15 protein-coding genes are annotated in these 23,291 nt (G+C 68.2%); all 15 read right to left on the bottom strand.

Annotated features, from left to right (window positions below):
• Window positions 1-7: 7 nt before the first annotated feature.
• The gene (locus DFR29_RS09695; protein WP_133818395.1) at window positions 8-1,117 is read right to left on the bottom strand and encodes an efflux RND transporter periplasmic adaptor subunit; all 1,110 of its coding nucleotides are present in this window, start codon (window positions 1,115-1,117) and stop codon (window positions 8-10) included.
• The gene (locus DFR29_RS09690; RefSeq protein WP_133818394.1) at window positions 1,114-1,755 is read right to left on the bottom strand and encodes a TetR/AcrR family transcriptional regulator; all 642 of its coding nucleotides are present in this window, start codon (window positions 1,753-1,755) and stop codon (window positions 1,114-1,116) included. The genes DFR29_RS09695 and DFR29_RS09690 overlap by 4 nt, the downstream gene beginning before the upstream one ends.
• Window positions 1,756-2,067: 312 nt before the next feature.
• Window positions 2,068-3,318, bottom strand: coding sequence for a threonine synthase (locus tag DFR29_RS09685; protein ID WP_133818393.1), 1,251 nt, complete (start codon window positions 3,316-3,318; stop codon window positions 2,068-2,070).
• A gap of 50 nt (window positions 3,319-3,368) precedes the next feature.
• On the bottom strand, window positions 3,369-5,270 hold the full coding sequence (locus DFR29_RS09680) for an eCIS core domain-containing protein (protein ID WP_133818392.1): 1,902 nt from the start codon (window positions 5,268-5,270) through the stop codon (window positions 3,369-3,371).
• Window positions 5,267-5,845, bottom strand: a complete 579-nt coding sequence (locus DFR29_RS09675; RefSeq protein ID WP_133818391.1) for a HEAT repeat domain-containing protein — start codon at window positions 5,843-5,845, stop codon at window positions 5,267-5,269. Before DFR29_RS09675 ends, DFR29_RS09680 begins: the two co-directional genes overlap by 4 nt.
• Window positions 5,842-9,117, bottom strand: a complete 3,276-nt coding sequence (locus DFR29_RS09670) for an eCIS core domain-containing protein (RefSeq protein ID WP_133818390.1) — start codon at window positions 9,115-9,117, stop codon at window positions 5,842-5,844. The genes DFR29_RS09675 and DFR29_RS09670 overlap by 4 nt, the downstream gene beginning before the upstream one ends.
• Window positions 9,118-9,146: 29 nt before the next feature.
• Window positions 9,147-9,986, bottom strand: a complete 840-nt coding sequence (locus DFR29_RS09665) for a hypothetical protein (protein ID WP_133818389.1) — start codon at window positions 9,984-9,986, stop codon at window positions 9,147-9,149.
• Window positions 9,987-10,023: 37 nt separating this feature from the next.
• The gene (locus tag DFR29_RS09660) at window positions 10,024-13,380 is read right to left on the bottom strand and encodes a DUF6519 domain-containing protein (protein ID WP_133818388.1); all 3,357 of its coding nucleotides are present in this window, start codon (window positions 13,378-13,380) and stop codon (window positions 10,024-10,026) included.
• 34 nt (window positions 13,381-13,414) lie between these two features.
• Window positions 13,415-15,742, bottom strand: a complete 2,328-nt coding sequence (locus DFR29_RS09655; RefSeq protein WP_133818387.1) for a hypothetical protein — start codon at window positions 15,740-15,742, stop codon at window positions 13,415-13,417.
• Entirely contained in the window at window positions 15,739-18,312 is a 2,574-nt protein-coding gene (locus DFR29_RS09650) for a baseplate J/gp47 family protein (RefSeq protein ID WP_133818386.1), read from the bottom strand. Before DFR29_RS09650 ends, DFR29_RS09655 begins: the two co-directional genes overlap by 4 nt.
• A complete protein-coding gene (locus DFR29_RS09645; protein ID WP_133818385.1) occupies window positions 18,309-20,795 on the bottom strand; it encodes a baseplate J/gp47 family protein in 2,487 nt (828 codons plus the stop codon). Before DFR29_RS09645 ends, DFR29_RS09650 begins: the two co-directional genes overlap by 4 nt.
• On the bottom strand, window positions 20,795-21,169 hold the full coding sequence (locus DFR29_RS09640; RefSeq protein ID WP_208113555.1) for a GPW/gp25 family protein: 375 nt from the start codon (window positions 21,167-21,169) through the stop codon (window positions 20,795-20,797). The genes DFR29_RS09645 and DFR29_RS09640 overlap by 1 nt, the downstream gene beginning before the upstream one ends.
• The gene (locus DFR29_RS29635; protein WP_208113554.1) at window positions 21,166-21,444 is read right to left on the bottom strand and encodes a hypothetical protein; all 279 of its coding nucleotides are present in this window, start codon (window positions 21,442-21,444) and stop codon (window positions 21,166-21,168) included. The genes DFR29_RS09640 and DFR29_RS29635 overlap by 4 nt, the downstream gene beginning before the upstream one ends.
• Before the next feature lie 7 nt (window positions 21,445-21,451).
• Complete coding sequence (locus tag DFR29_RS09635) at window positions 21,452-22,171, bottom strand: phage baseplate assembly protein V (RefSeq protein WP_133818383.1); 720 nt, start codon at window positions 22,169-22,171, stop codon at window positions 21,452-21,454.
• Entirely contained in the window at window positions 22,171-23,286 is a 1,116-nt protein-coding gene (locus DFR29_RS09630) for a contractile injection system protein, VgrG/Pvc8 family (RefSeq protein WP_133818382.1), read from the bottom strand. Before DFR29_RS09630 ends, DFR29_RS09635 begins: the two co-directional genes overlap by 1 nt.
• Between the last annotated feature and the right edge of the window lie 5 nt (window positions 23,287-23,291).

The raw sequence follows: 23,291 nt of genomic DNA, 5'->3' as shown, positions 1-23,291 counted from the left end.
CTGGCGCTTACTGGCTTTTCGCCGCGCCCGCCGGTGCCTCGGCCACGGCGACGAGGGCCGCGTCGCGCAGCTTGAACGAGCCTGCCGCAGCGATTTTCTCGCCCGCTGCCAGGCCCGACTCGATCACGACCTCCTCGCCCAGCTGGGCCGTGACCTGGATAAGCCGCTGCTGCGCCCGGGTCTGGCCCTGGGCATCGGTGGCGAGCACGAAGACATGGTCGCCACCCGGGCCTTTGCGCAGGGCACTGGCGGGAATCGCGATGGCGCTGCGTTCGATCGCAGTCGGTACGCGTACCCGCACCGAAGCGCCTGGCGCGGGTGCCTGGCCGGCGCCGTCGATGCGAGCGCGCACCGTGGCATTGCGTGTCGCCGGATCGATGCGTGCGTCGATCGCGACGATCCGCGCCGACACTGCTTTGGCCTCGTCGCCGGCGTAGACCTCGACCGTATCGCCGCTGCGCAGCGCGGCGGCGACCTGCTGCGCCACGGCGAAATCCACGTGTGCGGCATCGTCCACACCTTGCAATGTGGTCAATTCAGCGCCTTCCTCGAGAAACTGGCCAGGATGCACGTCGGCGATGCCGATGCGGGCGCGGAACGGCGCGCGCAGGGTCTTGCGTGCAATCACCGCCCGGGTTCGCGCGATCTGCGCCAGGGCGACGTCGCGTTCGGCGCGGGAGCGTTCCAGGTCCGACTGCGACACGGCGCGCTGCTGGCTCATGCGTTCGGTCCTGTCGAGCATGCTCTGTGCCAGCGCAGCCTGTGCTTCCTGTGCGCGCAGCTCGGCCTGTTCGACGCTGACATCCAGCGCCACCAGCACGCTGCCGGCTTCGACCACGTCGCCCGGCACCAGCGCCACCTGGCGTACCGTGCCGGCGACTTCGTTGCGCAGGCTGATGGAGCGCAGCGCGCGCACCGTGCCTATGGCCGTGGTCGACGCGCGATGCTGCAATGCGCGCGCCACCGCGGTGGCGACGGTTTCCACCGGCTCGGGCTGGTCGGCGGCGGCGGCCACGGCCGCCTGTACGGAGGAATATTTCCATAACGCCAAGCCGCCACCGGTTGCGGCCAGGGCGGACAGCAGCAGGGTAGGGGCGATCCAGCGGGCGACGCTCATGACGGGAGTCCTTTCTTCGGTTTCTTTTGTCTGGTGGCAGCCGGCGCTTTGCGCGGTACCGGTTTCTTGCCTGCCGGCAGGGATTGCGCCAGCAGCTGTTCCAGGGCACCGCGAACGCGGACGACCAGATCCTGGTTCACCTCGGCCAGGCCCAGCACCCAGTACAGCCATAGCCCGTCGATGGCCGCGGCGACCGCTTCGCCCACGCCCGGCGGCAGGCCGTCGTCGGCTACGCGGCGGTGCAGTTCGGCGTAGACGTCGCGCATGGGCTGCATCAGCTTGGGGTTCTGCGCCAGTGCGGCAAAGCAGGCCGACGAACTGCGGCGCAGTTCCGTGGTCCAGCCCTGCGCATCCGACAGGCAGTGTTCGAGCAGCGCCCGTGCCATGCGGCCGGGGCCTGCGGCGGCGCGTTCGTAGCCGTCGTTGAAGCACTGGCGCCAGTCGGCGGCAGAGCGCGCGACCAGCGCTTCGACCAGGCGGTCCTTGGACGGAAAGTGATACAGCAGGCCGCCCTTGCTCAGCCTGGCCTCGGCAGCGACGGCTTCCAGCGTGAGGTTGGCGATGCCCTGGCGCTCGACCACGGTTTCCGCGGCATCGAGCAGGGTGTTGATCAGTTCGGCGTTGTCGGTTCTTCCCATGGCGCGGAAACATACCGGCTGGACGGTTCAAATTCAACCGTCCAGCCGGTCGGATTTGTTGCGGAAATTGCCGGCAGGCCGAAGGCGCTGCCGAGCCTGTTGCCGGCAATCGGGCAGGGCTGGCTTCAGCTGCGGTCTGCAGGCGACGTTGCTGCGGCGCCTGGGCTGGCCGGGCAGATTGCCCAGGCTGGGGCCGTTGTCGGCGATGTTCCGGCTTGTGCGGGCAGGTCGGCTCGGCCAGGATTTCTTGCCGGGCAACACCGCGTTGCCGGAAGACGCGGCGGCCTGCGCCTTCCTAATGGAGAAAACGTTTTATAAAAGATGACGGACTGCAGGAAGGTATTTTTCCATGGAGCCGGTGTTGACCACGACGACGCGCTCGCCGGCGCGCAGCAGTCCGTCGGCGAGCAGCCGCGGCAGCGCGGCGAAGCAGGCGGCGCCTTCGGTGCCTATCCAGTCGTGCCGGGTCTGCCACAGCCGCCGCGTCTCGGCGGCAATATCGTCTTCGCTGACGGCAATGGCGCTGCCGCCACTGGCGCGGACGATCTGCAGCACGCGCGCATGGCCGACGCCGCCCGGCACGTTCAGGCCGGTGGCCAGGGTGTCGGCGCCGGCGGTCGGCGTGGTGTCGGCCGCACCGTGTACGAAGGCATCGACCAGCAGGCGCGTCACTTCGCTCTGCACGCAATACATGCGCGGCCGGCGCGCATCGATCAAGCCCAGCTGCTGCAGCTCGTCCCAGGCCTTCCACATGCCGAGTACGCCGGTGCCGCCGCCGGTGGGGTAGATCACTGCATCGGGCAGCGACCAGCGCGTCTCGCCGGCGGCCGGCTCGGCCAGTTCCAGCCCCAGCGTCTTCTTGCCTTCGATGCGCCAGCCGGGTTCCTGGAATGTGGCTACGGAGAAATAGCCCTGCGGCAGGTATTGCTGTTTGAGAAACGCGCCGGCTTCGCGAATGGTCGGCCCGGCCAGTTCCAGTTTTACGCGCTCCGGGTATTGCAGCGCGGCGGCGGCGACGCTGCCGAGTATCGGCAGCGGCGTGCTCGCCGGCATGGCCACGGCCAGCGACAGGCCGCCGGCCAGGCCGTAGCGCAGCAGCGAATCGCCGGCATTGCCCTGGGTCGGCACCGACAGCCGCGACAGGCCCAGCCGCCGTGCCTGCGCGACCACCATCGCCATGCCGCGGTCCTTGAAACTGCCCGTGGGGTTGGCGCCGTAGCCGGCATGTGCGCGGCCTTCGTCCTTCAGCTGCAGGCGCACGCGGCTACCGCGCACGGCGGCATCGTCGGAATAGTCCAGCAGTGGCGTCGCGCCTTCGCCCAGACTGACGATATGTGCTGCATCGGCTGCGTCGTCGATGTCCAGCGCGAGCAGCGCGCCGAAGCGCCACATGTCGCGGCGCTGCGGCCGGTACCAGGTGGCGTGCGGGCGTTCGCGCGCGAGGCGCTGCAGATCGAGGATCATTTCCACCGGGCGCCCGTCGACCGGATCGAGGTTCATCGGCACGTCGGCCGGATACTCCTGGCCCGAGGCGATACCGCGCAGGCAGCGTACGAACGACATCGGCACTCCGGGGCGCAGGGGCGAGCGCCGACGATACCCGATGCACGGTCTCAGGGCGCGGGGCTGTTGGCCAGCGGAAACAGGTTGAACTCCTTCTGCGCCGATTCCATCAGCAGCTTCTTGGCCGTATCGCTCACGCGTGGATCGACGGCGACGCGGTAGTACAGGCGGATCACGATCTGCAGCGCGACCGTTTCGCTGTAAGCCTCCTTGATGCGGCGCAGTTCCTTGGGCACGTCGTCCTCGGGCTTGTCGCCGCCGCTGCCGGGTACGCGATGAGGCAGTTCGCGCAGCTCGGCGTAGATCTCGGTTTCCAGATAACCGTACGAGCTGTACACCGAATTGCCGCCGGACGTGGCCTTGGCGCGTTCCTCCGGCGTCAGCCTGGCCAATGCGGCCTGCATGATCTGCCACGACCAGGTGTCGCCGAATTCTTCGTGTCCGCCCAGTTCGTGGGCAATGCTCTGCCAGACCCGGTCTTCGCCTTTTTCTGCGTCCCTGACCCAGCCGCGGCCGAAATACAGCTTGTTCTTGCCCGAGACATAGGCATAGGCATTCAGCTTTTCGGCTTCCTCGGGAATGAATACCAGCTCGCCGCGCTTGAGTATCTGTTCGAGCTGGGTACCGGCGACGCTGGCGGTGACCTTGGCGATGGCCTTGGCGGCGCGTTCGCGCCAGGCGTCCTGGGCATCCTTGTCCAGATCGTCCCAGGTCGATTTCGATCCGCCGTAGCCGGTGCTCTGCACCGTGCTCTTGATGACTTCGCCCGCATCGACCGGGTTGCCGGCTTCGTCCTTCTGGTTGCGGAAGAAACCGACCTGGTCGCTGACCAGCTGGTTGAATTCGTCGCGGATACTGTCCATGCGCAACAGGAAGGCGCGGTATTGGCTGGCCTGTTCTGCGGGCAGTTCCTCGCGCAGCCTGTCGTAGATGCCAGAGTTGACCATCTGCGCCACGACGGTGCGCAGCTCCTGCGATTCCAGGCCGGCCAGCACCATCAGTGCGCGCGTCGCGTCGTCGTCGGTGATGGCCCAGTCCCAGGTACCGTAGCTGAGCTGCGCGATGATCCATTCGCCGGTATGCGAGGTCGAGCGATGCCGGTTGATGCGGCCGATCAGCACCGCATAAGTGTGCTGGTCTTCTTCGGCGATGTTCTCCATCAGCCGGTCGAGCAGGCCGTCCCGGTCCATGGCGGCGGCGGTGTCGGCGAGATCGAGATCGCTCAGGCCGTTGAGCAGGTTCAGTACGTCGCGCGCATTGGCATCGGTGATGGCCCAGTCGAACAGGCCGTAGGTCAGGCGGTCTTCGATGAGTTCGTATTGCGGCGTGACATCGCGCTGCAGCTGCAGGCCGCCGTTGCGCTGCTGGATGACATGGGTCAGCTCGTGTGCCAGCAGGGTATTGCCGGCGCTGGAATGTGTGTCGTAGTGGCCGCGGGCGAACGTGACGTCGTTGCCGACGGTATAGGCCCGCGCACCCAGCGCATCGGCCGAGGCTGCGGCAGTGTCGTCGGTATGCACGCGCACGTCGGCCAGGTCGTGGCCGAAGCGCGGTTCCATGAAGGCGCGCGTCGCTGCGGGCAAGGGCTGGCCGCTGTTGTGGGACGGTGCAATACCCGCTGCTGCGACGGTGGCAGCGGCTTGCGGCTTGCGCGCGATCGCCGGCCCTGCCGCCGCGATCGGCGGCGCGGCTGTAGCGGCGCTGGAACCGACGATGTGCGCGGCGACGCGGTCGGCCTCGCGTTCCTGCGCATCGCCGGGATGGCTGACGCGCAGGCCGCTCGCGGCTTCGCTGCAGCGCGGACAGGTGCCGCCGCAGCTGCAGGCCTGCTTGCGCTGGATCAGCGGTGCCAGCGTCGGCGCGGCAGGCGCAGCGGCGCGGCGCAGCTCGGGCTTGCGCGGATTCACCGGGGACAATGGCTTGCGCGAGGTCTGATCGAGAAAACGATTCATGGCGGCTCCGGCCCGGCGGGGCGTGGCATGTCGTGGCGATCGGCCGCGGCACAGCGATCCAGTGCAATGTGGATTTCCGCGGCGACGCCGGCCTCGGCGGCACCCGGCAAGGCTTGCAGCTGCAGCAGCACTGCCTGGGCTGCAGCGTCGCCGATATCGCCGAGGCAGCAGGCCAGCCGCAGCTGTTCGTCGCCGTTCAACGGCATCTGTTGCAGCAGCTCGCGCAAGGGGGGCACGGCATCGGGCAGGCCCAGCCTGCCGATCAGTTCGATCGCCGCGGGGCGTGCCGCTGCCAGCTGCAGCAGTGGCAGCAGCTGTTGCAGCAGGGCGTGCGGATCGCCGGCCAGCGCGACGATCGCATCCTGCAATTCCAGTTCGAACGACTCGGCCGATACCGGGCCGCGCTGGTCTGCGTGCGGCGGTTCGGCCAGCAGCGACAGCAGGTCGTCCAGTGCGGCAGCGTCCTGCGTAGCCAGCCAGGCGCGGCGGCGCAGTTCGTGTTGTGCGTCGCTGCTGAACGGTCCCCGCGGTCCGGCGAAATCGAGCAGGTGTTCGAGCAGCGCGGCGCGGTTCATTGCTGCACCTCCTGATCCTCGTCGACGACCAGCTCGTACACGGTCGTCGTCACTTCCGAACCGATGAAGTAGCCGATGCCGCCGGCGATCAGCGTGCCGACGCCGTGGCCCAGCCAGGCCCAGGGGCCGGCCGTATCCGCCGGTGTATACCACGCCGCAAATGCCGCACCGGCTGCCGTTGCACCGCCCCAGCCGCCGACGCTGCTTACTACCGCTTTGACGTGATCCTTGGCGGTATAGATCTTGTACAGATCGTTGGCGATGGCGACCACGATCAGCACCTTGCCGCCGTGGCGGAACGCGCCGCGCACGCGGCCGGCCCAGCGTTGCTGGACGGCCATCTCTTCCGCCGCGGCGGTCAGTATCGGATCGGACTTTACGCCTTGTGCTTCCAGCGTCGTCATCAGCTCGGGTATGCCACCGCGCAGGCGTACGTCCGAGGCATTGGCGGCGACGGCGAAGCGGCCGTTGCCGCCGCGGGAGAATTTGCTGTTTTCCAGTATCACTTCGCCGACGCCGTTGGGCGAGGCGCGCACTGTTTCGCCGACGCTTTCCCACATGCGCCGCTCGGCCGCGCGGTCGAGCAGGCGGACGATGCTTTTCTTCATGCGGTTCGTCAGCGGTGTCGATTCGCTCAAGCCGGCCTGGCTGCGGAACTGTGCCTCGATGGTCGGTTCCAGTGCCGCGCGTTCACGATTGAATATCTCCAATAGTTCCGGCTCGCGGAAGACGATGGCGTTGGCCGCATTTTTCAGTTCCACGCCGATGGTGATGCCGCCGCTGCCGGAGCCGACATAGGGCGTGCCTTCGGTGATGAACCACGCCACGCCGCCGACCTTGCCCAGCTCCGGCTTCCACGGATACTTGCCCTCGGCCGCATTGCGCAATATCTCCAGCGCGATGCTTGGCTCGACGCCAGCGTTGGCCGGCACTGCCGGGGCCAGGCCGCGCGGCAGCGCGAGGCCGAAACCCGGATGTTCCGGGTCGTCGATGCGGCGTTGGAATTCTGTTTCTACCGCCAGCAGCAGGGTGCTGTTGCCGCTGTTCAGGGCGTCCATGTACTGCTGGCCCAGTTCCGAATCGGACAGGCCAGTCAGATCGATAGTGATCGGCACGGCTGGCGGCGGTGCCTGCGATTTGTCGAAATTCTGCGCGCGCAGGTGCTCTTCGCGCGCCGCCTCGGCTTCCTTGTCGGCCAGCCCGATCGGGCCGGTGGGTTTGTCCTTGGCCGCGTCCGGCGGCGGTGCCATTGCCAGCGGATCGGCAAACTCGCCGGCCGTGCCGCGGTCCTGCGCCGGCTTCAGCTCGAAATTCAGCTGTTCGGTCTCGAAGGTATCCAGGTGCGGTGTCTTGCACGGATAGCGCGAGGCGTCGCCGCCGGTCATATTGGCATCGCCGAAAAAACTTTCCGGGGCGAGGCCGTTCAGCGGGTTCTGTGCGGGGTTGTCCACAAAGCGCGTTTGCAGATACGTCATCACGCTGGCCGAATCTCCCGGCAGTCCGCCCAGTGGATCGTTGCTGCTGGCGATCAGGTAGTCGCTGAAATACGGCAGGTCGGTGACCTTGCGTTCCCAGGCGCCTTCCAGCCGGCGCAGCATGCAGGCGTTCTGCGGCTGGTAGGGCTGGTTCAGCGCATGCGCGCGCACGGCGATCTCGCGCAGGCTGAGCGGATCGAGTTCCGCATCCGAGCCGCGCGAACTGGGCGCCGACAGCTCCCAGAATTCGCCCTGCGACGGCACCGTCGCCGCCTCGCGTTCCTTCAACGGCTCGGCCTGTGCCGACATGCCGGCGCCGCTCTTGATCATGCCGCCGAGCTGGTCGTGGTGCTCCTGGCCGACGACGAAGAACTCGGCCGGGACACGTCCCTTCAGGCCGAAGACGCGGGCGATATAGGTGCGCTTGTCCTCGTCGGCGGCCGGGCGCATTTCCAGCGGCAGGAAATCCTGTGCGATCAGGAAATCGAAGGCTTCTTCCGGCGTGCGCAGGAAACTCGATCCGATCGGAATGCTTTCGTAGCCCTGATACGCGCGCGGCGCCCATACCGAGGGCTGGCCGCCGAACAGCGAGCGCAGCACGTCGACCGCTTCTTCCTTCTGGCCGAATTCGCAGCCGCGTACGATCACACGCGAGCTGTCGTCGATCAGCGCCGCGACGACGGCGCGACGGCGCTCGCGGAAGCGCTGGTGCAGGCCTTGCTGGAATTCCTCCTGCAGGTCGTCCACATCCCACAGGTTGTACATGCGCTTGCGCGCGACATCGTCGCGGGTCAGCGGAATCTTCATGCCGCCGGCAGCATTGGCATGAGTGACGATGATCAGCTCGCGCAGGTGCGCCTCGCCTTTTTTCTGCGCCTGGCCCATGTCGCTGTAGAGGCGGTCGAACATGTCTTCCAGGCTGCTCGAGCGGATCAGCCGGTGCTCGGGGTAGTACAGGCGGATAAACGCTTCCGCCGCCTGGCCGTAGGCGCCGCCGGTGAAGACGAAGGCGTAGTCCAGTTCGTTGACTTCCGGCCGCGGCGGTGGCGGCGCGGCGGCGCTGTCGTCGCCGGTGGCTTTTTCCGCGGCGGGTTCGGCTTCGGTTGCGGCATCGGCGCCGTCGTCCTGTGGCGTGCGCCGAAGCACTGCGCTGGCGCTGCTCGCCTGTTGCAGGGTATGCACTAGCTCGTGTGCCAGCAGATGCTGGCCGGCGGTGCTGTCCGGCTGGTATTCGCCGCGGGCGAAGGCGATGTCGTTGCCCAGGGTGAAGGCGCGCGCGGCCAGGTCGTGCGAAGCGGTTGCGGCCTCGCTGCCGGTATGCAGCCGCACGGCGCCGAGATCGCGCCCCAGGCGCGCTTCGAAAAAGTCGCGTTGTGCACTATCCAGCGCGCTTCCGCTGCCGTCCAGCGCGGCGATTCGCCCGGCCGTTGCCGGTGCTACGGCGGTGTGTGCTGCAGGTGCTGTCGTTGCGGGCGCTGCTTTCAGCTGTACGGCCGCGCCGCGTCGCGGCGTGGTGCGGGCAGTGGACGGTGCCGGTTCCGCCGCGAGAATGTCGCCCGCAATGCGGTCCGCTTCGCGTTCCAGCGGATCGTCGCGCGGGCCAAGCGACAGCTCGGCCGGTTTGCGCTGCAGGCCGCTGCTGTCGGCGGCGGTGCAGCGCGGACAGCTGCCGCCGCAGGCACAGGCCGTGCGCTGCGGTGTCGCTGGCGCCAGGCCTGGGCGCTGCCGCGACGGCACAGCGTCGACATTCGCCGCAGCGGCGGCGGTACGGCGTGCGGCGGCAAATCCTCGGCTCATGGTCGTGCCTCGGCGCGTTGTCGCGGGCTTCAGCGCTTGTTCTTGCCCTTGGCTGGGCCGGCCTTGGCCGGTTTGCGCGCGGCTACGCGTTCCGCAGCCGGTGCCGGCTCGGCAACCGGTGGCGGGGTCGGCTTGGTCGGCGGTGCCGCGGCGGGCCGGTCGGGTGCGCCGCCGAGCAGGTATTCGCGATACACCGTGCCCTGGTCCAGCGGCAGCAAGGTGGTATCGCGCAGCAGCAGGTTGCCGCGGGTATCGAAGATCTCGACCCGGCCGGCGCGTGCCGGTTCTGCGGCGGCGCTGTCCGCTTGGGAATCTGTGCTGCTTTTTTCAACGCTGCTGCCGCGCGGCGGTGGCTTGACGCCGCTGCCGGTGCGCTCGCCCAGGTCGATGCGGAAATAGCCGTCGTCGGCCGTGCGGCCTTCGAGCGCGTGGGAACTGCCGGTGGCATCGCTGCTGATCCGCACCAGCAGGCCGCGTTGCGGCTGCAGTGACTCGTCGGAGACGAAGCCGTGGAACGCATCGCGCTCCCGCGCGATCGCTTCCAGCGTGCGGTCGATGCGGGCGCGACCGAGATCGGCCGTGTCGCGCAGCACTTGTGCCTGTTCGATCGACAGCTTCAATGCGCGAACGCGCGGATCGCTGTCGCCGACGCTGCGTACCAGCCGTTCCAGTTCGCGCCGCTGCGAATCGGCGAATGCCGCCGGCAGCAGCTGCAGATAGGCATAGACGCCCAGCGCCGCGTCCATCATCGGCTGGCGTGCGGCGGCCATCGGCGCATCGATGAAGTTGCGCCGGATCGACCCGCCGGAAGCGCCGCCGGCACCGGCAACGAAGGCCGCGGAATTTTTTTTGTTCGAGGAACTGGCCATGGCAAAGTTTCCTGCACGAGAGGGAATGTCGACGCCTTCAGTCGCGATCGCCGTAGCCGCGCTTGCCGCATTCGTTCGGGCAGAACGCGCGGACCAGGGCGATGTTGTCCTTGAATACGATCTGCTCGGCTGGCAGTGCCACTGCCCGCAGGCAATGCGTCGCCTGGTTGTCGGTGGTGGTATTCATCAGGCCGATGAAATAGCCCGAGGTAAGCGCGCGCATCCAGGTTTCGGCAAAGCGGTTGTCGGCTACGCGCAGGCTGCCGGCAAAGGCCATGGCATTGGCCAGATAGAGCACGTTGGTGCTGACAATCTCGCACTGGTTGTCGACGAAGCCGATATCGTCGAGGGAGAACAGCAGTATCGAGCTGATACCGAAATCGATGTTTGGCGCCTCGCCCAGGTCCAGCGTCACCTGGTTCTCACCGAACAGCGTTTTGCCGCTGCACCAGCGGTTGACCAGCGGCGGCAGGAATACCGGCGTCTGGCCCGGCGCATTCGGATTCGGTTCCTGGATGGTGCCCTCGACCTTGGCCAGTTCGCACAGGTCCTTGCTTTCCGGATCCTTGCCCAGGATCAGGTTGATGAAGATCTGCAGCAGCTTCGCCGTCCATTCGTTGCTGATGCCGAGATTGCCGATCAGCACGGTCGCGGCGATCAGGTCCAGGCCGCGATGGGTGCTGGCTTCGCTGACCAGCCGGTTGCGCGCGACCGTGACGCTGCCCAGGGCAAAAAAGCTCAGCGCGCGGCCCAGCGGGGCACTGACGATGTTGTCGCGCAGGGCGACCGCGGGCAGATTGTTGCGGCGGCGCGGACTGCGCAGCGCCAGGCTGCTCGCGGCATAGGCCGGCTGCTCCATCGGCGGCAGCACCAGCCAGATGTGCACGCCGCCGCGCACGCCGTTCTGCGCGTTTTCCACCGGTTCGCCCGTGCGCAGGCCGTTGTCGAGGATGCGGTTGGTATCCAGCTGCAGACCTTGCACGACGATGGCGAACACACCGCAGATCGGCTGCAGGTAGCTGTTGCCGTTGGCGACGATTTCGTTGCGCAGGATGCGCAGGTCAGAAACCTTGGCCAGGGCAATGCCGCCGTAGCCGATCTGCAGCAGCATGGCCTGGCTGACCTGGGCCAGGTCGCGCCGGTTGCAGCGCGTGATGACGTTGTCGAGGATATGCAGGCCGTGCACGCCGATCATGTCGCCGCCGTTGGCGAGGTTGAAGAAGCGCACCACGCCGATGCCATTGATGCCCATGTCGCTGATGCGGTTGCGCGCGATCTCGATGTCGTACAGATCGCCGGCGGACACGTAGCGCGGCAGTTCCAGGTCCGGGTCGTCGTCGCCGAGATCCGGCGGCTTGCAGGGATGGCAGGGGTCTTCCGAATTCGGCACGTCGGGCGTGTCGTCGCCGGGCCGCTGGATGTCGACCAGACTGCCCAGGGTGATGCCGTTCCAGATACCGCCGCGAATGAGATTGTCGATCACGCGCACACGATCGGAACCGCCAGCCAGCTGGATGCCGCCACGCGTGGCCAGGCCCGGGTTGATCGCGGCGGGCGGCGTCTGCACACCGGCCGGCGCGCCGGGCCGGCCAACCCTGGGCGGAACCTCGGCACGCGGCGGAATGCCGGTGCGCGGCAGCACTTCCAGCGTGTTCGCCTCGATGCAGATATCGTCGCCGCGGGAATAGATCGCCTGCCACAGTGTGGCGAGATCGCGCATCTGGATCAGGCAGCGGCGCACGCTCACTTCCCGTGCATTGTCGATCTGCACTGCGCTGCGTGGGCCGGCTTCGATGGCCAGGTCTTCCAGCACGATGGCGCTGGAGGTGGCGATGAGGAAGGCAGGTTGGGCCGTGTTTTTCGCATCGACGCTTGCGCGCACGCGGCTCTGCGCGCCGCAGCCGTGGATGCGGATACTCGTGCGCCTGGCGATGCGCACGCTTTCGTCGTAGACGCCGGCCAGCACGCAGACCGTGCCGCCGTCGGCGGGCAGCGCATCGACGGCAGCCTGGATGGATTTGAACTGGCCGTAGCTCTGCTTGCCGTCGCCGACCGTGACGGTGCAGCAGCCGCGCTGGCGCGCCAGCGGCAGGAACGGCTGGCGGCAGTCGTGGATTTCGCCGTCGGCAGCGCTGATGTCGACCACCGGTGCGGCAGTCCATTCCAGAATGCCCAGCGAGGCGCGCCGGTGCTGCACGCCCTGCGGCGCGGCATTGGTCGGCCAGACCGAAGGATCGAACGCGGTACCGGCGCTGCGGACGGGAAAAGTCCAGTAGTCGCCATCGGAATAATTGCCATTGTCGGCAGTGGCGGGGTCGAAGGCGAGGCGGATGCCGTCCTTGAGTTCGTTCGCCAGCATCAGCCCGGTCGGGAAATCCTCGATCTGCGCTATGCCGTTCCACAGGCGGAAGAACGCCGTACTGCCGGCCGGCCAGGCGCCGGCGATGCCGCTCAGCGACAGCGTGCCGGCGCTGGGCAGGGTGGCGTCGGCGCTGAGTACCACGCGCCAGCGCCCCAGTGCGGCGTCGAAGGCGAGGGCTTCGAGATAGAACGCATCCAGGCCGCTCTGGTCGATCATGGCATTGTTGGCGCTGATCGCGACCGTGGCGGTGCTTGCGCCGGTACTGGTGAAGCTGCCGCGGCCGACCAGGCCGCCGTTGAACTGCGACCATTTGAAACGCGCCTTGCCGCCGCTGTCGGCCGTGGCGATCTCGATGCGATACAGGTAATGCGCAAAGCCGCTGTAGCCGCCGCTGTCGGGCACCGGGCAGGGGCCGGCGATGACGCTGGTCGGCGACGGCGTTACGCTCAGGCGTCCCTTGGCGCCGAAGTTGTCGGCGATGGGCAGGTCGCTGCAGCCCTGGCCGTCCTGCAGGCGCAGCAGCTTCAGCGCCATCTGGGTCTTGACGCGCTCGGTCGTGTCCGGCCCGCCCAGGGCGGGTTCGAGCAGGCCCAGCGGATCCTGGTAGGCGCTGAACGCGTCGTCCCAGAGTTCCATCACGACCGCATCGCGCACGCCGGCGGCGATGCTCGCCGGCGTTGCCGCCGGGCTTTGCTGCGGCGGGCCGAAATATTCGGCCAGCAGTGTGAGCGGCGCGGCTGCGTCCAGCACGTAATGCTGGCCGTCGACCCAGGCGCGGCCAGGATTCAGCGTCACTGTCACTTCGCTGGTCGTGGCCTTGGCCTGCAGCAGCTTGAAGCTGTCGGGCACGGCCACCGGCACGGCGACCAGGCCGCCGCCGACCACGTCCTGGCCGACGCTGTCGCGCCACAAAGCCTGTATCTGTGCCGCGGCGTTCCAGTCCTGGTCAAGCAGCACGCGGCCCTGCTGGTGCAGCACGCCGCTGAAATTGTCGGCGGGCGTGAGTCCCCATTTCGAGAAATCGCCTTTCATGCTGCTTCTCCGTGAGTGGTTTGCGCGCGGTCCATCAGGTGACCGATACCAGCACCGGGCAGATCCCGACCGGCATGTACTCGCGATAGCGTATTTGGATATTTTTCAATTTGTGGCTGTTGCGGCGGAAGCCGAACGCGCCCATCTCGTCGTCGCCGGGACCGCGTTCCAGCACGCGCGGATCGCAGTCGCGTCCGAGCTGGGCATAGCCCGGCCGGCCGAAGGTCTGCGCGACGAACTGCAGCCTGGCCTCGCCGCCGAAGACGCAGGCGTGGTGCGGCGGCAGGCGGTTGGCGCTGCTGCCGGCGAACCAGCTGTGCCTGATGCAGCCGCTCTGGTTGTCGTGTACGCGCAGCGCATGCAGCCACAGGCCGCCGCGGCCGCTGGCCGATTCCACGCGCACGCGGCCGAACAGCGTCGCGCCGGCGATACGCAGCGGCGCGCCCCAGGTCAGTTCCGGATTGCCGCTGGCCGCGCCGATGGCCAGGGCCGGCGCGGCCGCGTCGATGCCGCTGCCGGCGTCGACGATGCTGTCGGCCAGTTCGATGCGGTAGTTGGCGTCGACGCCGAGCGGGCCGCAGATGCTGCGTTCGATCACGATCTGCGGCACCTGGTCGAATGCGGTTTCCTCGGCCGAGCCGGTGACAAAGCCGTAGTGCTCGTCCAGCTGCAGCGCGGCGCGGATCGGCGCACGCACGCTGTCGAGCGCAACGACGCCGCCCGGGTCGAGCGTGCAGCCGTCGATATGCAGCTGGTTCAGCGCGGCGCGGGCGACCAGCGCCGCGTTCGCGGCGAAGCCGGGCGCACGTGTCAGATACAGACCTTCCAGGCGCACGGTCAGCGTGGCCATGACGGCGGCCGCGCCGGTACCGAGTACATCGGCGGGGCGGAAGGCGAGTGGGCGGGCCAGGCGGATCACGGGCCGTTCGCCGTCGGCCGCGCGCAGCCACAGCGAGCGGCCCAGGCGCAGGCTGTGCAGGCCGAGTTCGGCGGCGCTGCCGGCCACCGCGGACAGGTCCAGCGCGTGCACCAGGCTGTCGCGGATTTCCACGATCAGCGGCGTGGTGCGCGCGGGCAGGTTGGCCAGCGCATCCTGCAGGGTGAACGCCGGCGCATTCAGCGTATCCACCACGACCAGGCTGGGCACCTGTTCCAGCCACAGCGGCGGTCGCGGCGCGCGCACGACGGGCTGGGCGCCGACCGGGCCGGAGTAGCCGTGGGTCACGCCGAGGTACAGGCCTGCCGCGAGCGGATCGGCCTCGTCAGCGGCGGTCGCGCCCATCAGGCCGAAGACGACCCGGCCGCGCAGCGGATCGACGGCGATCTCGTAGCGCCGCAGCGGCGGCTGCAGCCCGGTTTCCCAGGCGCACAGGTTGGCGCCGCGGAAACGCCAGGGTGTGGTTGCCGCAAATGGTGCGTTAGGTACTTGTAGCGTAAGTCCCAGGCGGGCTACGCGGGGCGGCACGCTGCCGGCCGTATACGGCACCACTTCGACATAGCTGGCGGAACGCCCGGCGGGACTGTCGTCGCTGAGGCGCGCCGACGGCATCGGGCCGGGTACGGCATCGGCCAGGCTGAGGTCGGGGGGCTCGTCGTCGGCGCGGAAGCGGTAAGTGTTGAACAGCACCATCGGTTCGCGCTGCGGATGCAGTTCCACGCGGACGGCAAAACGCGCATGCGCCGGCGTCGGCGGCACCAGCGCGACAACCTGGGTCCGCCCCGGCCGCGTACGCGCCACCGTATACGCCTCCAGCCGCCAGAGAAACACGGCGAGATTGGGCAGGTTGTGCAGGCCGGGCAGGCCGCTAGCCGGTTTCACATCGGCGACATGGGCGAAAGGATCGAACGGCGTGTCGATCAGGCTCAGCAGCGCCGCATCGCGCAGGTTCACCGTGCCTCCGCGGCGCGCATCGCCCAGCCACTGGCTCAGGCGCAGCGGCGGCATGCCGCCTGCGTCGGGACGCTGGTGATTCAGGTGCTGGTTCCACACCAGCCGCTCGCGCATTTCCACCGCGTGGGCGGCCCAGCCGGACAGGGCATAGGTGAGCGACTCGATCGCGCCCAGCGTGCCTTTGCGCCGGCGGTGATGCACGGTGCGCGCGATATCGGCGCGCAGGGTCCAGGGATCGCCGTCCAGGTGCGAGCTGCCGAGGCGGTCGCCGATATACGGAATCACCCAGTCGGCACAGGTCTCGATGAACAGGTCGTGGCCCAATGCTTCGATATTGTCGCGCAGCGCCGCATGCGCTTCGTCCATGAGGGCCAGGTAAGCCTGCAGTTGTCCGGCGGGAAACTGCTCCTCGTCGCGGATGCGGTAGATCTCCGGCAGGCGCGCATACAGGGATTGCCGCGGACTGGTCATGGCGGGCACTCCGCACTGAGCCTGGCGTCGACCAGGGCCAGGTTCAGATGGCTGTCGTGCAGGGCCAGCAACTGCCGCGGTGGACAGCTCAGGGTCGGCGACGGAATTGTCTTCAGCAGTGGCAGCGGCAGCAGCAGCGGATCGTCGCCCGCCGGCAGCACCTGCGCCGCGCGCAGGCGCACCCAGACCACGCCGGGCACCTGTTGTATGGCGGCGATGATCTGGGAAATATGCACATTGCTGTGGAATTCGCGTTGTTCCAGGCCGAAAAGGCCGGCGTCGCCGCTCACCACGTCGCTGCCGGCCGGTCCCAGTGCGATACGGATCGCGTGCGTCACCTCGTCGGGCAGATGTGCCGCGTCGTAGCCGACCAGCGCATCGATGCGCACATAGCGGCGCGTACCGTTGAAGGCCAGGAACGGATGCCGCGCCGGGCCGCGGCACCGGCTGTAGTGAGTCAAGGCATCGCGGATCTGTTCCAGGTCGGCGGCTGCGCCGCTGCGCGTCAGCACGGTCAGCACGATGGCCGGCACGCCGTCGGGCGCGTCCCAGCGCGCATTCGCCTTGAGCACATTTGGCAGCATGCGCGTTTCCGCTTCGTAGTCGGCAATGCTGACCAGCCGGCCCAGGCTCTGCAGCCGGGCCGGCGCCGTGCGCCGCGCGCTGCCGGCGCTTTCTGCCTCGCAGCCGGTGGTGACGGCGGCCGGTAGCAATACCTTGTCCAGCCCAGCCAGCTTGCCGCTGGCCTGGGGCGTGGTATCGGCCTTGCGCAGGCCATGCGCGCCGATGCCGGTGCGATACACCGCAACGATGTTGTTCTGCCCGCTGCCCGGCCGCGCGCCGGTCTTGCCGTCGCCGAACTGCACGCAGCTGCTGCCGTCTTCGGCCTCGCGCACAATGTATACCGTGTCCAGCGGGCCGGCATTGAACAGGGTATCGACACGGTTCCAACGGATCGCGTCGACATACACCTCCAGCGCCGGCACCTGCGCCGGCGTGCGCGCCGCGTCGAACAGATAGGTCAGCGGCGACTTGGGCAGGGCGAAGGTCTGGAACAGCGCGCGCGCATCGCCGGAACCAATGGCGCTGCGCGCGATGGTCTTGCCCTGGCTGGCATCGACCAGGTTGGCATGGACGCCGAACAGGGCCTGCTCGTAGGGAAAGTCGGCATAGGCGACCGGCCGGTCCAGCTGCACGAGATGGAACGCGTCGCCCGCGACGGCCTGGGTGCCGACCGACTGCACGCGCAGGCTCTGCGTTGCGCCGGCCGCGTCGGCCAGCAGCAGGCGGCGGCCTTTCAGCGCGCGTGCGTCCTCGGCGCGGCCGTAGTAGCGCAGGCTGTTGCCGTTCGTGGCTGCGGTAGGCGCGTAGTCGGAATATACGGTAAACGGTTCGGCCGTCACCTGCATCACGCCGAGGCTGCGCACGTCGGAATACGGATGACCGTGGCCGCCATCGTGGACGAGCAGGCTGGCGTTGAGGCTCAGCACGTTGCTCGCGCCGGTCTGCATACCCCAGGCCAGCGAGCGCGATTCGCTGTCGGTCACGCGGCGCACCAGGCTGTAGCGATGCGCCACGGAACCGGGCAGGGCGGAGAAGCGCCCTTGGACGACTACGTGATCGCCCGGGCGTATCGCGTCGAATTCGCGCTCCAGCGGCAGATCCAGCGCGGCCAGCGCGGGCGAGACGTCGCCGCCGGTGGTGCTGTCGACGCGGCGCAAGTACGAGGTAGTGCGCGTGCTCGGCACGCCGTCCGCCGATACCGTGCTGATCGTCGCCGGTGCCGCATGGCCGAAGTGGCGCAGGCTTTCGCCGATCTTGTACGCACGCAGGCTGCCGACCGCTGTCGTGCGCACCAGACCGGTCTTCAGCGTGGCGAAGCGCTGGCCGAAGGATTCGTGGATTTTCTCGATTTCCACGATTTCCGTATTCAGCAAACGCGCCGCCTGGGCATTGCCTTGCGCCTGGCCCAGCAGCAGCCTGTCGCCGGGCTTGAGCGCGGCCGCGCCGGTGCCCAGGCGCAGTACGCGCGATCCGTTGGTGAGTGCCGGCGTGAGGCGCGGGCGATACAACGCAAACGCGCTGAGCGCCGGCACAGCCTCGATGCCATGGCGGGTCTCGAACTCGACCGGCTTGTCGCTGGCTTCCAGCTGCGCCTTCAAGCCGAAACCCGCCGGCACGCTGATCGGGCGATTGCCCTTGACCAGCAGGGCGAAGGTCGCTTCGCCGGCCACGCCGGGCGCGAGGCGGTAGCCGCTCAGGCGCACCAGGTCGGCGATGCTCTGTGGCCACTGTGCCGTGCGCAGATAGGCTTCGTTGGCGTACAGGCTCTGGTAGAAGGCCAGGATGTCGATGACGATCGCATCGCCTTCGAGCAGGGCAATGGCCGGATCGTCGGCTTCGCGATGAGTCAGTCCGGCCAGCAGCGGGCTGCGGTCCAGCTGCGCCAGCAGATGGGCGCGCACATCGGCGTAGTGGCCGATGCGGTAGTCGATGCGCGCCAGGCCGGGACGGTTGTCGATGCGACGCGGAAACAGCGGCGGTGTTTCGCAGTCGTGCTTGCAGCTCATCGGCGGCCTCCGGAAATAGCGAGCGTGAGCCGGCCGGTTTCGAGGCGGCTCGGGTCGTTGGCGACCTGGATGATTTCGAAGCTGCGCACCTCCAGCGTCTGCAGCGCCGGCAGCGGCGCGCCGGCGGGCAAGGTCAGCGTGCCCAGGCTGGGGCCGGACAGGCCGTGCAGGCGGCGCATGCCGACGTGCAGCACGCGGCCTACGCCTTGCACGGCCAGCGCACGGCCGATCAGCTGCGAGGCATGCAGCGGCTGGCCGAAGGTCCATTCGTCGGCATGGAACAGGCCGCGCCGGCCGTCGGCGGTATAGCTGTCGGAAAACTCCAGTTCCAGCGCGCGGCGCAGATGCTCGGGCCAGTAGTCCGGATGCGCGCAGACATGGATGGCAATATCCAGCGGCACGTAGCTGGCCGGGCGCACTTCCAGGTCTTCGCCGATCAGGCGCACCGCATCCAGGTGTGCGGCGATGCGCAGGCGCAGCGCTTCGTCCAGTTCGGTACTGCCGCGGGGATCGATGGCCACGCGCACGCAGCGCCAGGAGCCGGTCCAGGCATAGGCGGCGCGGGCGTGGGCCACGCCAGCCAGTTCCTCGGCGCGGCGCGCATAGTCTTCCAGGGTCACCGCGCGCAGCTGGCGCGCACGGAAGGCTTCGGGCACGCGCCGGATGATTTCCGCCACCGGCTCGGGCTGCACGCCGTCAACGGCGTCGAACGGATTCCACACCTGTACAAGTGCAGGATTGGCGGCGCGGTCGAAGGCGCGGATCGCATCGCTGCCGACATTGCCGTCGATACCGCTGCCGACCTGGTAATGACAGGTCAGCACGGCACCTTCCGGCAGCGCGCGGCCGTTGCTGCCGTTGCCGAAGCGCAGCCGGCTGCGGCGGTATTCGTCAGTCTCGACGAGGAAATGCGTGCTGTCGTCCTGCGATTCGATCAGGTCGCTCTGTTCGCTCCAGGGGGTGGCGAAACCGCTGACGTGGACGTCCAGGGTTGAGCGCGGGGCAGCGATGCCGTCTGCAGGCGTGCGCCGGTAGGCCAGCGGTGCCTGCGGCAGTTCGGCCAGCACGCCCCAGGCTGCGGTCGGCTCGTACCAGGCTTCGTCCTTGTGCAGCAGGGCGGCCGGATCGGTCACGCCAAGCGGGCTGCCCGGTGCGCGCAGGATGCTGCGATGCGGCCGGCCGTGCGCCAGCGGCAGCAGGTTGCCGTGGAAAGCGCTGACGTCGCTGACGGCAACGCCGCTGCACTGGGCGATGAAGCAATAGCGGCGTGCCAGCCTGTCGCTGTCCTGCCAGTGCACGCGTACGCACCAGCGTGCGGCGAACGGATCGAACACCGCTTGCGCATTGGCCAGCAGATGCAGCAATTGCCGCGCGCCCGGATCGCGCCCGGTCGGCGTGCCGGTATGCGGGTTCAGCTGCTGCTGGATCAGCAGCCGGCCGCTGCCGTTGTTGAGCAGGTCGCGCAGCACCAGCGCATCGGCATTGTTGGCCGCGTTCAGCGGTGCAGGCAGGGCCAGGTCGGCGCTGCGGCTGCCGGCTTCCAGTGCGGTCACGCTGCCGCCCCAGCTGTACAGCCCAAGCCGGTTCAGCAGCGGCTCGCACTGCAGCGCCTCGGTCGCGACGAAGATGCGGCTGCCCGCATCGTTCCAGCGCTGGCCGGTCCAGGCGGCGAAGCCCGCGGCGATGCCGCCGGGCAGCAGGGTGGGCGCGCTTGCTTCGACCGCCAGCCAGGTGCTGGCCTGGTTACCCTGGTGGATGTGGTAGTCCATCAGCCGCGCATGCCGCGCCAGCGAGACGCGCTTGCGCGCGCTGGCGAGGAAGGCTTCGTTGAGCATGCGGTCCTGGAAATCGGACAGTTCGTCCGCGTCGGCGGCGATCAGGTCGATCAGCACCTGGTCGAGGTCGGCCTCGCTGGTCGGCTGCCAGCCCGGTACGCGCTGCTGCATGGCGCAGATCAGCGTGTGCTTGAACGAATCGAAGTCCTTGGCCAGGTAGTCGATGGCCGGCTGCGGCGGCAGGGCGCGCGGCCGTTCCACTTCGGCGCAGTTCATGTTGAAACAGGCCGGGCGGAACTTGAAGGAAATTTCCGCCAGCAGTGGATCGAACTGGGCGAATTCGACGCCGAGTGTATAGGTGGAATAGTCACCGATGGGACGAATGCGCAGGCGCAGCTGGTTCGCTGCCGGGCCGGCCAGCACCTGGTCCACGCGTACCTGGCCGGCGGCGGAACCTGCGCGCAGGCGCGAACCGCCGCTGAGCGGAAAGATCGTATGCGGCGCGGCACCGCCGCCGATCGCGGCGAGGATATTCGCCAGTTGCAGCGTGTTGTGGAATTCCAGGTCGAGCACGGCCTGGGTCGGCGCCGCGGCCGGCAGCAGCTGCACGAAGACCAGATGCACGCCGTTGAGGGCGTGCGTGGCGAGGTTGTCGATGCGCTGCTGCAGCGCCTCGCCGTCGACGATCTTGCCGCTCAGGGCGCCCATCACACGCCTCCGCCGCGCTCGAAGCGCAGCCGGCGCTGCTCGCCGCTGTCGATGACCTGGTAGGTCAGATCGATGGCGAGCGTCGCCTCGTCGTTGACCACGTCCAGCGACAGCACCCTGACGCGGTGTCCCAGCCAGTTCGCCAGCGCCTGGCTGATGCCGGCCTTGGTCAGGCCGGCGGTGACGGCGTTGTTGCCCTGGAATACCAGCCGGCGCAGATTGCCGCCGAAGCCGGGCAGGAACGGCCGTTCGCCGCTGTTGCTGAGCAGCAATTGCAGGATCTCGCCGCGGATATGCGCGTCCAGCGACTCCGGCGTGGCGCTGCGGCCGTCGCTGCCGATACGGAACGGAAATGCCAGGTGCCGGCCGCTCACAGGTTCAACTCCAGTTGCGTGACGCGAAAGGTTTCGTCGGTGCCCAGGTTGTTGTCTTCGCGCAAGGTGATGCGCAGTGCCAATGCGTCTTCGTGGTTTTTTAGAAACGTGAACAGTCCGCGGGCGATGGCGACCAGCAGCAGGCGCCGGTCTTTTTCGCCGGCATCGGGCAGCGGCGTGTTCTTCGCTGCCAGCCATTCGTCGCGCATGGCCTGTTCCATGTCCGCCGCCAGACTGTTGGCGAAGTCGGCGACGCTGCCTGCCTTGAGTGTCATCAGTTCTTCATCCTGTCTTGACCTTCAGCGACAGCAGCGCCGGCGTAGCCGGCGGCATCGGCGGCAGTGGCGTCATCGGCGTCACCGGAAACACGCCCAGCGCCATTTCGCCCGGGTGGGTATGGGTCTGGTAGATGTTGATCATCTGGTTGAGGAAGGTGAGCAGGTCGTCGCCGAAGACCAGCGGATGTGCAGCGTTTTCCACCAGTTCGATCTGCGGTGCCTCGACGACCACCTTGCTGGTCGCCTGCACGGTGATCTTGCCGGCCTGCACGTCGATGACGAGGAAGTTCTTCGCGCCGTCGTCGCTGAGGGTCAGCGTTTTTGCATCGTCGTCGAGCGCGACCACCAGGCCCGATTCGCTGCGCAGGATGCGCCGCTGCGGTATCGCATCGGCGCCGTCGGCACTCTTCGGCGCTTCGCCGTCGGCCCACCAGGTGCCGCTCCAGATCGGCCGCGACGGATCGCCGGCCTCGAACTCGATCCACACGCCGGCTTGTACCGGTGGAATCGCGAACAGGCCCTGGTTTGGCCCGGCATAGGGCGCGCAGGGCAGCGCCCAGGGCGACTCGATCTCGGCCAGCACTTCCGGCACGAAGGCGCGGATGCGGCCCAGCGTGGCGGGGTCCGCATTGTCGCTGACGATGCCGCGGTACTTGCCGTAGAAGCGGTTGCGCGTCTGTTCGGCGAGATCGACGATCAGCTGTTCGAGGCCGGCGGCGAGCATCAGAACACGCCTCCGCCCAGGCCGCCGCCGCCGGCGGAACCGGCCGAGCGCGCATTGCGCTTGAGGGTCAGGTTCTGCCGGTAGCCGGCGTCGTCGATATGGTGATGCACGCGGCTGATCAGGTACTCGCCGCCGAGATAGCCGCCCGGGCCGGCCACGCGGATGATCTGGTAGGGCGACAGCGCCTGGTCGTAGTCGTTGGCGTCGACCTCGGTGCTGGCGGTATAGGCGAAGCTGGACAGGTCGACGGCGGCGCGCGTGGCGGCATCCAGGTCGTTCTGCTCTTCGCGTGTGCGCGCCAGCAGGCTGACCGCCGTCGGTACCAGCGTGTCGTGCACGGCGTCGCTGCCCAGCGGGTCGAGATCGGGTGCCGTGGCCTCGCTGCTCAGGCGCGCCTTGTCGCTGATGCGCACCGTGCCGGCACGCGCGCTGAGCGGCTGCAGCGCATCGAACTGCACCGAGAAACTGTGGATATTGCGGCTTTCGCCAAGCAACAGCAGTTCGCTCGCGCCGCCCGGCAGCAGTGACGGCCTGGCGAACACGCAGACGCTCTGCCCCGGCGTCTCGCCCGGCTTGACGTAAACGAACATGCCGTTGCGCCGGGCCAGGTCGCGCAGCAATTGCATGGCCGTGCCGCGCTGGACCACGTAGCGCGTCTGCGCGGCGCCTGCGCTGGCGACATTTTCCACTTCTGGCGTAAGCCCGCCCTGGCTGATCAGCGCCTCGGCGATTTCGTGCGCGGCCATGTCTTCGTACAGGTTGACCGCTTCGACCTGGTTCAGCAGCACACTGTCGTCGTGTACGACCAGGGTCAGCGAGCTTTCGCCGGGTTCTGCGCTCAGTGCAAAGCGCTGCGCCACGACCGGGCCGTCGATCAGCGCGCTGAAGTCGCCGTCGCCGAGCTTGACCTCCACGCGGATGCGCCGGAACGCCTGCACGAAATCGTCCTCGATCACCGACCAGCGGCCGTCGTCGGCCAGGGCCAGGTCGATGCTCAGTTCCGCTTCGCTGGCCATGCCGATGGCCTGGTCGACGCGGATTTCGCGGAACAGGGCCAACTGCTCCGGCGTGGCGGCGGCATCGTCGAGATAGAGGCGGATCGCGGCGAGGGCCATGACAG

This window comes from Tahibacter aquaticus, from assembly GCF_004363655.1.
GTDB classification, from domain to species: Bacteria; Pseudomonadota; Gammaproteobacteria; order Xanthomonadales; family Rhodanobacteraceae; genus Tahibacter; species Tahibacter aquaticus.
Note: the sequence above shows the minus strand (reverse complement) of the source record. Positions and strands in the feature narration are given on the sequence as shown.

What these genes read in the sequence shown, in the direction of transcription:
- DFR29_RS09695 (WP_133818395.1), bottom strand. Translation starts at nt 1,117, where the DNA reads ATGAGCGTCGCCCGCTGGATCGCCCCTACCCTGCTGCTGTCCGCCCTG.
- DFR29_RS09690 (WP_133818394.1), bottom strand. Translation starts at nt 1,755, where the DNA reads ATGGGAAGAACCGACAACGCCGAACTGATCAACACCCTGCTCGATGCC.
- DFR29_RS09685 (WP_133818393.1), bottom strand. Translation starts at nt 3,318, where the DNA reads ATGTCGTTCGTACGCTGCCTGCGCGGTATCGCCTCGGGCCAGGAGTAT.
- DFR29_RS09680 (WP_133818392.1), bottom strand. Translation starts at nt 5,270, where the DNA reads ATGAATCGTTTTCTCGATCAGACCTCGCGCAAGCCATTGTCCCCGGTG.
- DFR29_RS09675 (WP_133818391.1), bottom strand. Translation starts at nt 5,845, where the DNA reads ATGAACCGCGCCGCGCTGCTCGAACACCTGCTCGATTTCGCCGGACCG.
- DFR29_RS09670 (WP_133818390.1), bottom strand. Translation starts at nt 9,117, where the DNA reads ATGAGCCGAGGATTTGCCGCCGCACGCCGTACCGCCGCCGCTGCGGCG.
- DFR29_RS09665 (WP_133818389.1), bottom strand. Translation starts at nt 9,986, where the DNA reads ATGGCCAGTTCCTCGAACAAAAAAAATTCCGCGGCCTTCGTTGCCGGT.
- DFR29_RS09660 (WP_133818388.1), bottom strand. Translation starts at nt 13,380, where the DNA reads ATGAAAGGCGATTTCTCGAAATGGGGACTCACGCCCGCCGACAATTTC.
- DFR29_RS09655 (WP_133818387.1), bottom strand. Translation starts at nt 15,742, where the DNA reads ATGACCAGTCCGCGGCAATCCCTGTATGCGCGCCTGCCGGAGATCTAC.
- DFR29_RS09650 (WP_133818386.1), bottom strand. Translation starts at nt 18,312, where the DNA reads ATGAGCTGCAAGCACGACTGCGAAACACCGCCGCTGTTTCCGCGTCGC.
- DFR29_RS09645 (WP_133818385.1), bottom strand. Translation starts at nt 20,795, where the DNA reads ATGGGCGCCCTGAGCGGCAAGATCGTCGACGGCGAGGCGCTGCAGCAG.
- DFR29_RS29635 (WP_208113554.1), bottom strand. Translation starts at nt 21,444, where the DNA reads ATGACACTCAAGGCAGGCAGCGTCGCCGACTTCGCCAACAGTCTGGCG.
- DFR29_RS09635 (WP_133818383.1), bottom strand. Translation starts at nt 22,171, where the DNA reads ATGCTCGCCGCCGGCCTCGAACAGCTGATCGTCGATCTCGCCGAACAG.
- DFR29_RS09630 (WP_133818382.1), bottom strand. Translation starts at nt 23,286, where the DNA reads ATGGCCCTCGCCGCGATCCGCCTCTATCTCGACGATGCCGCCGCCACG.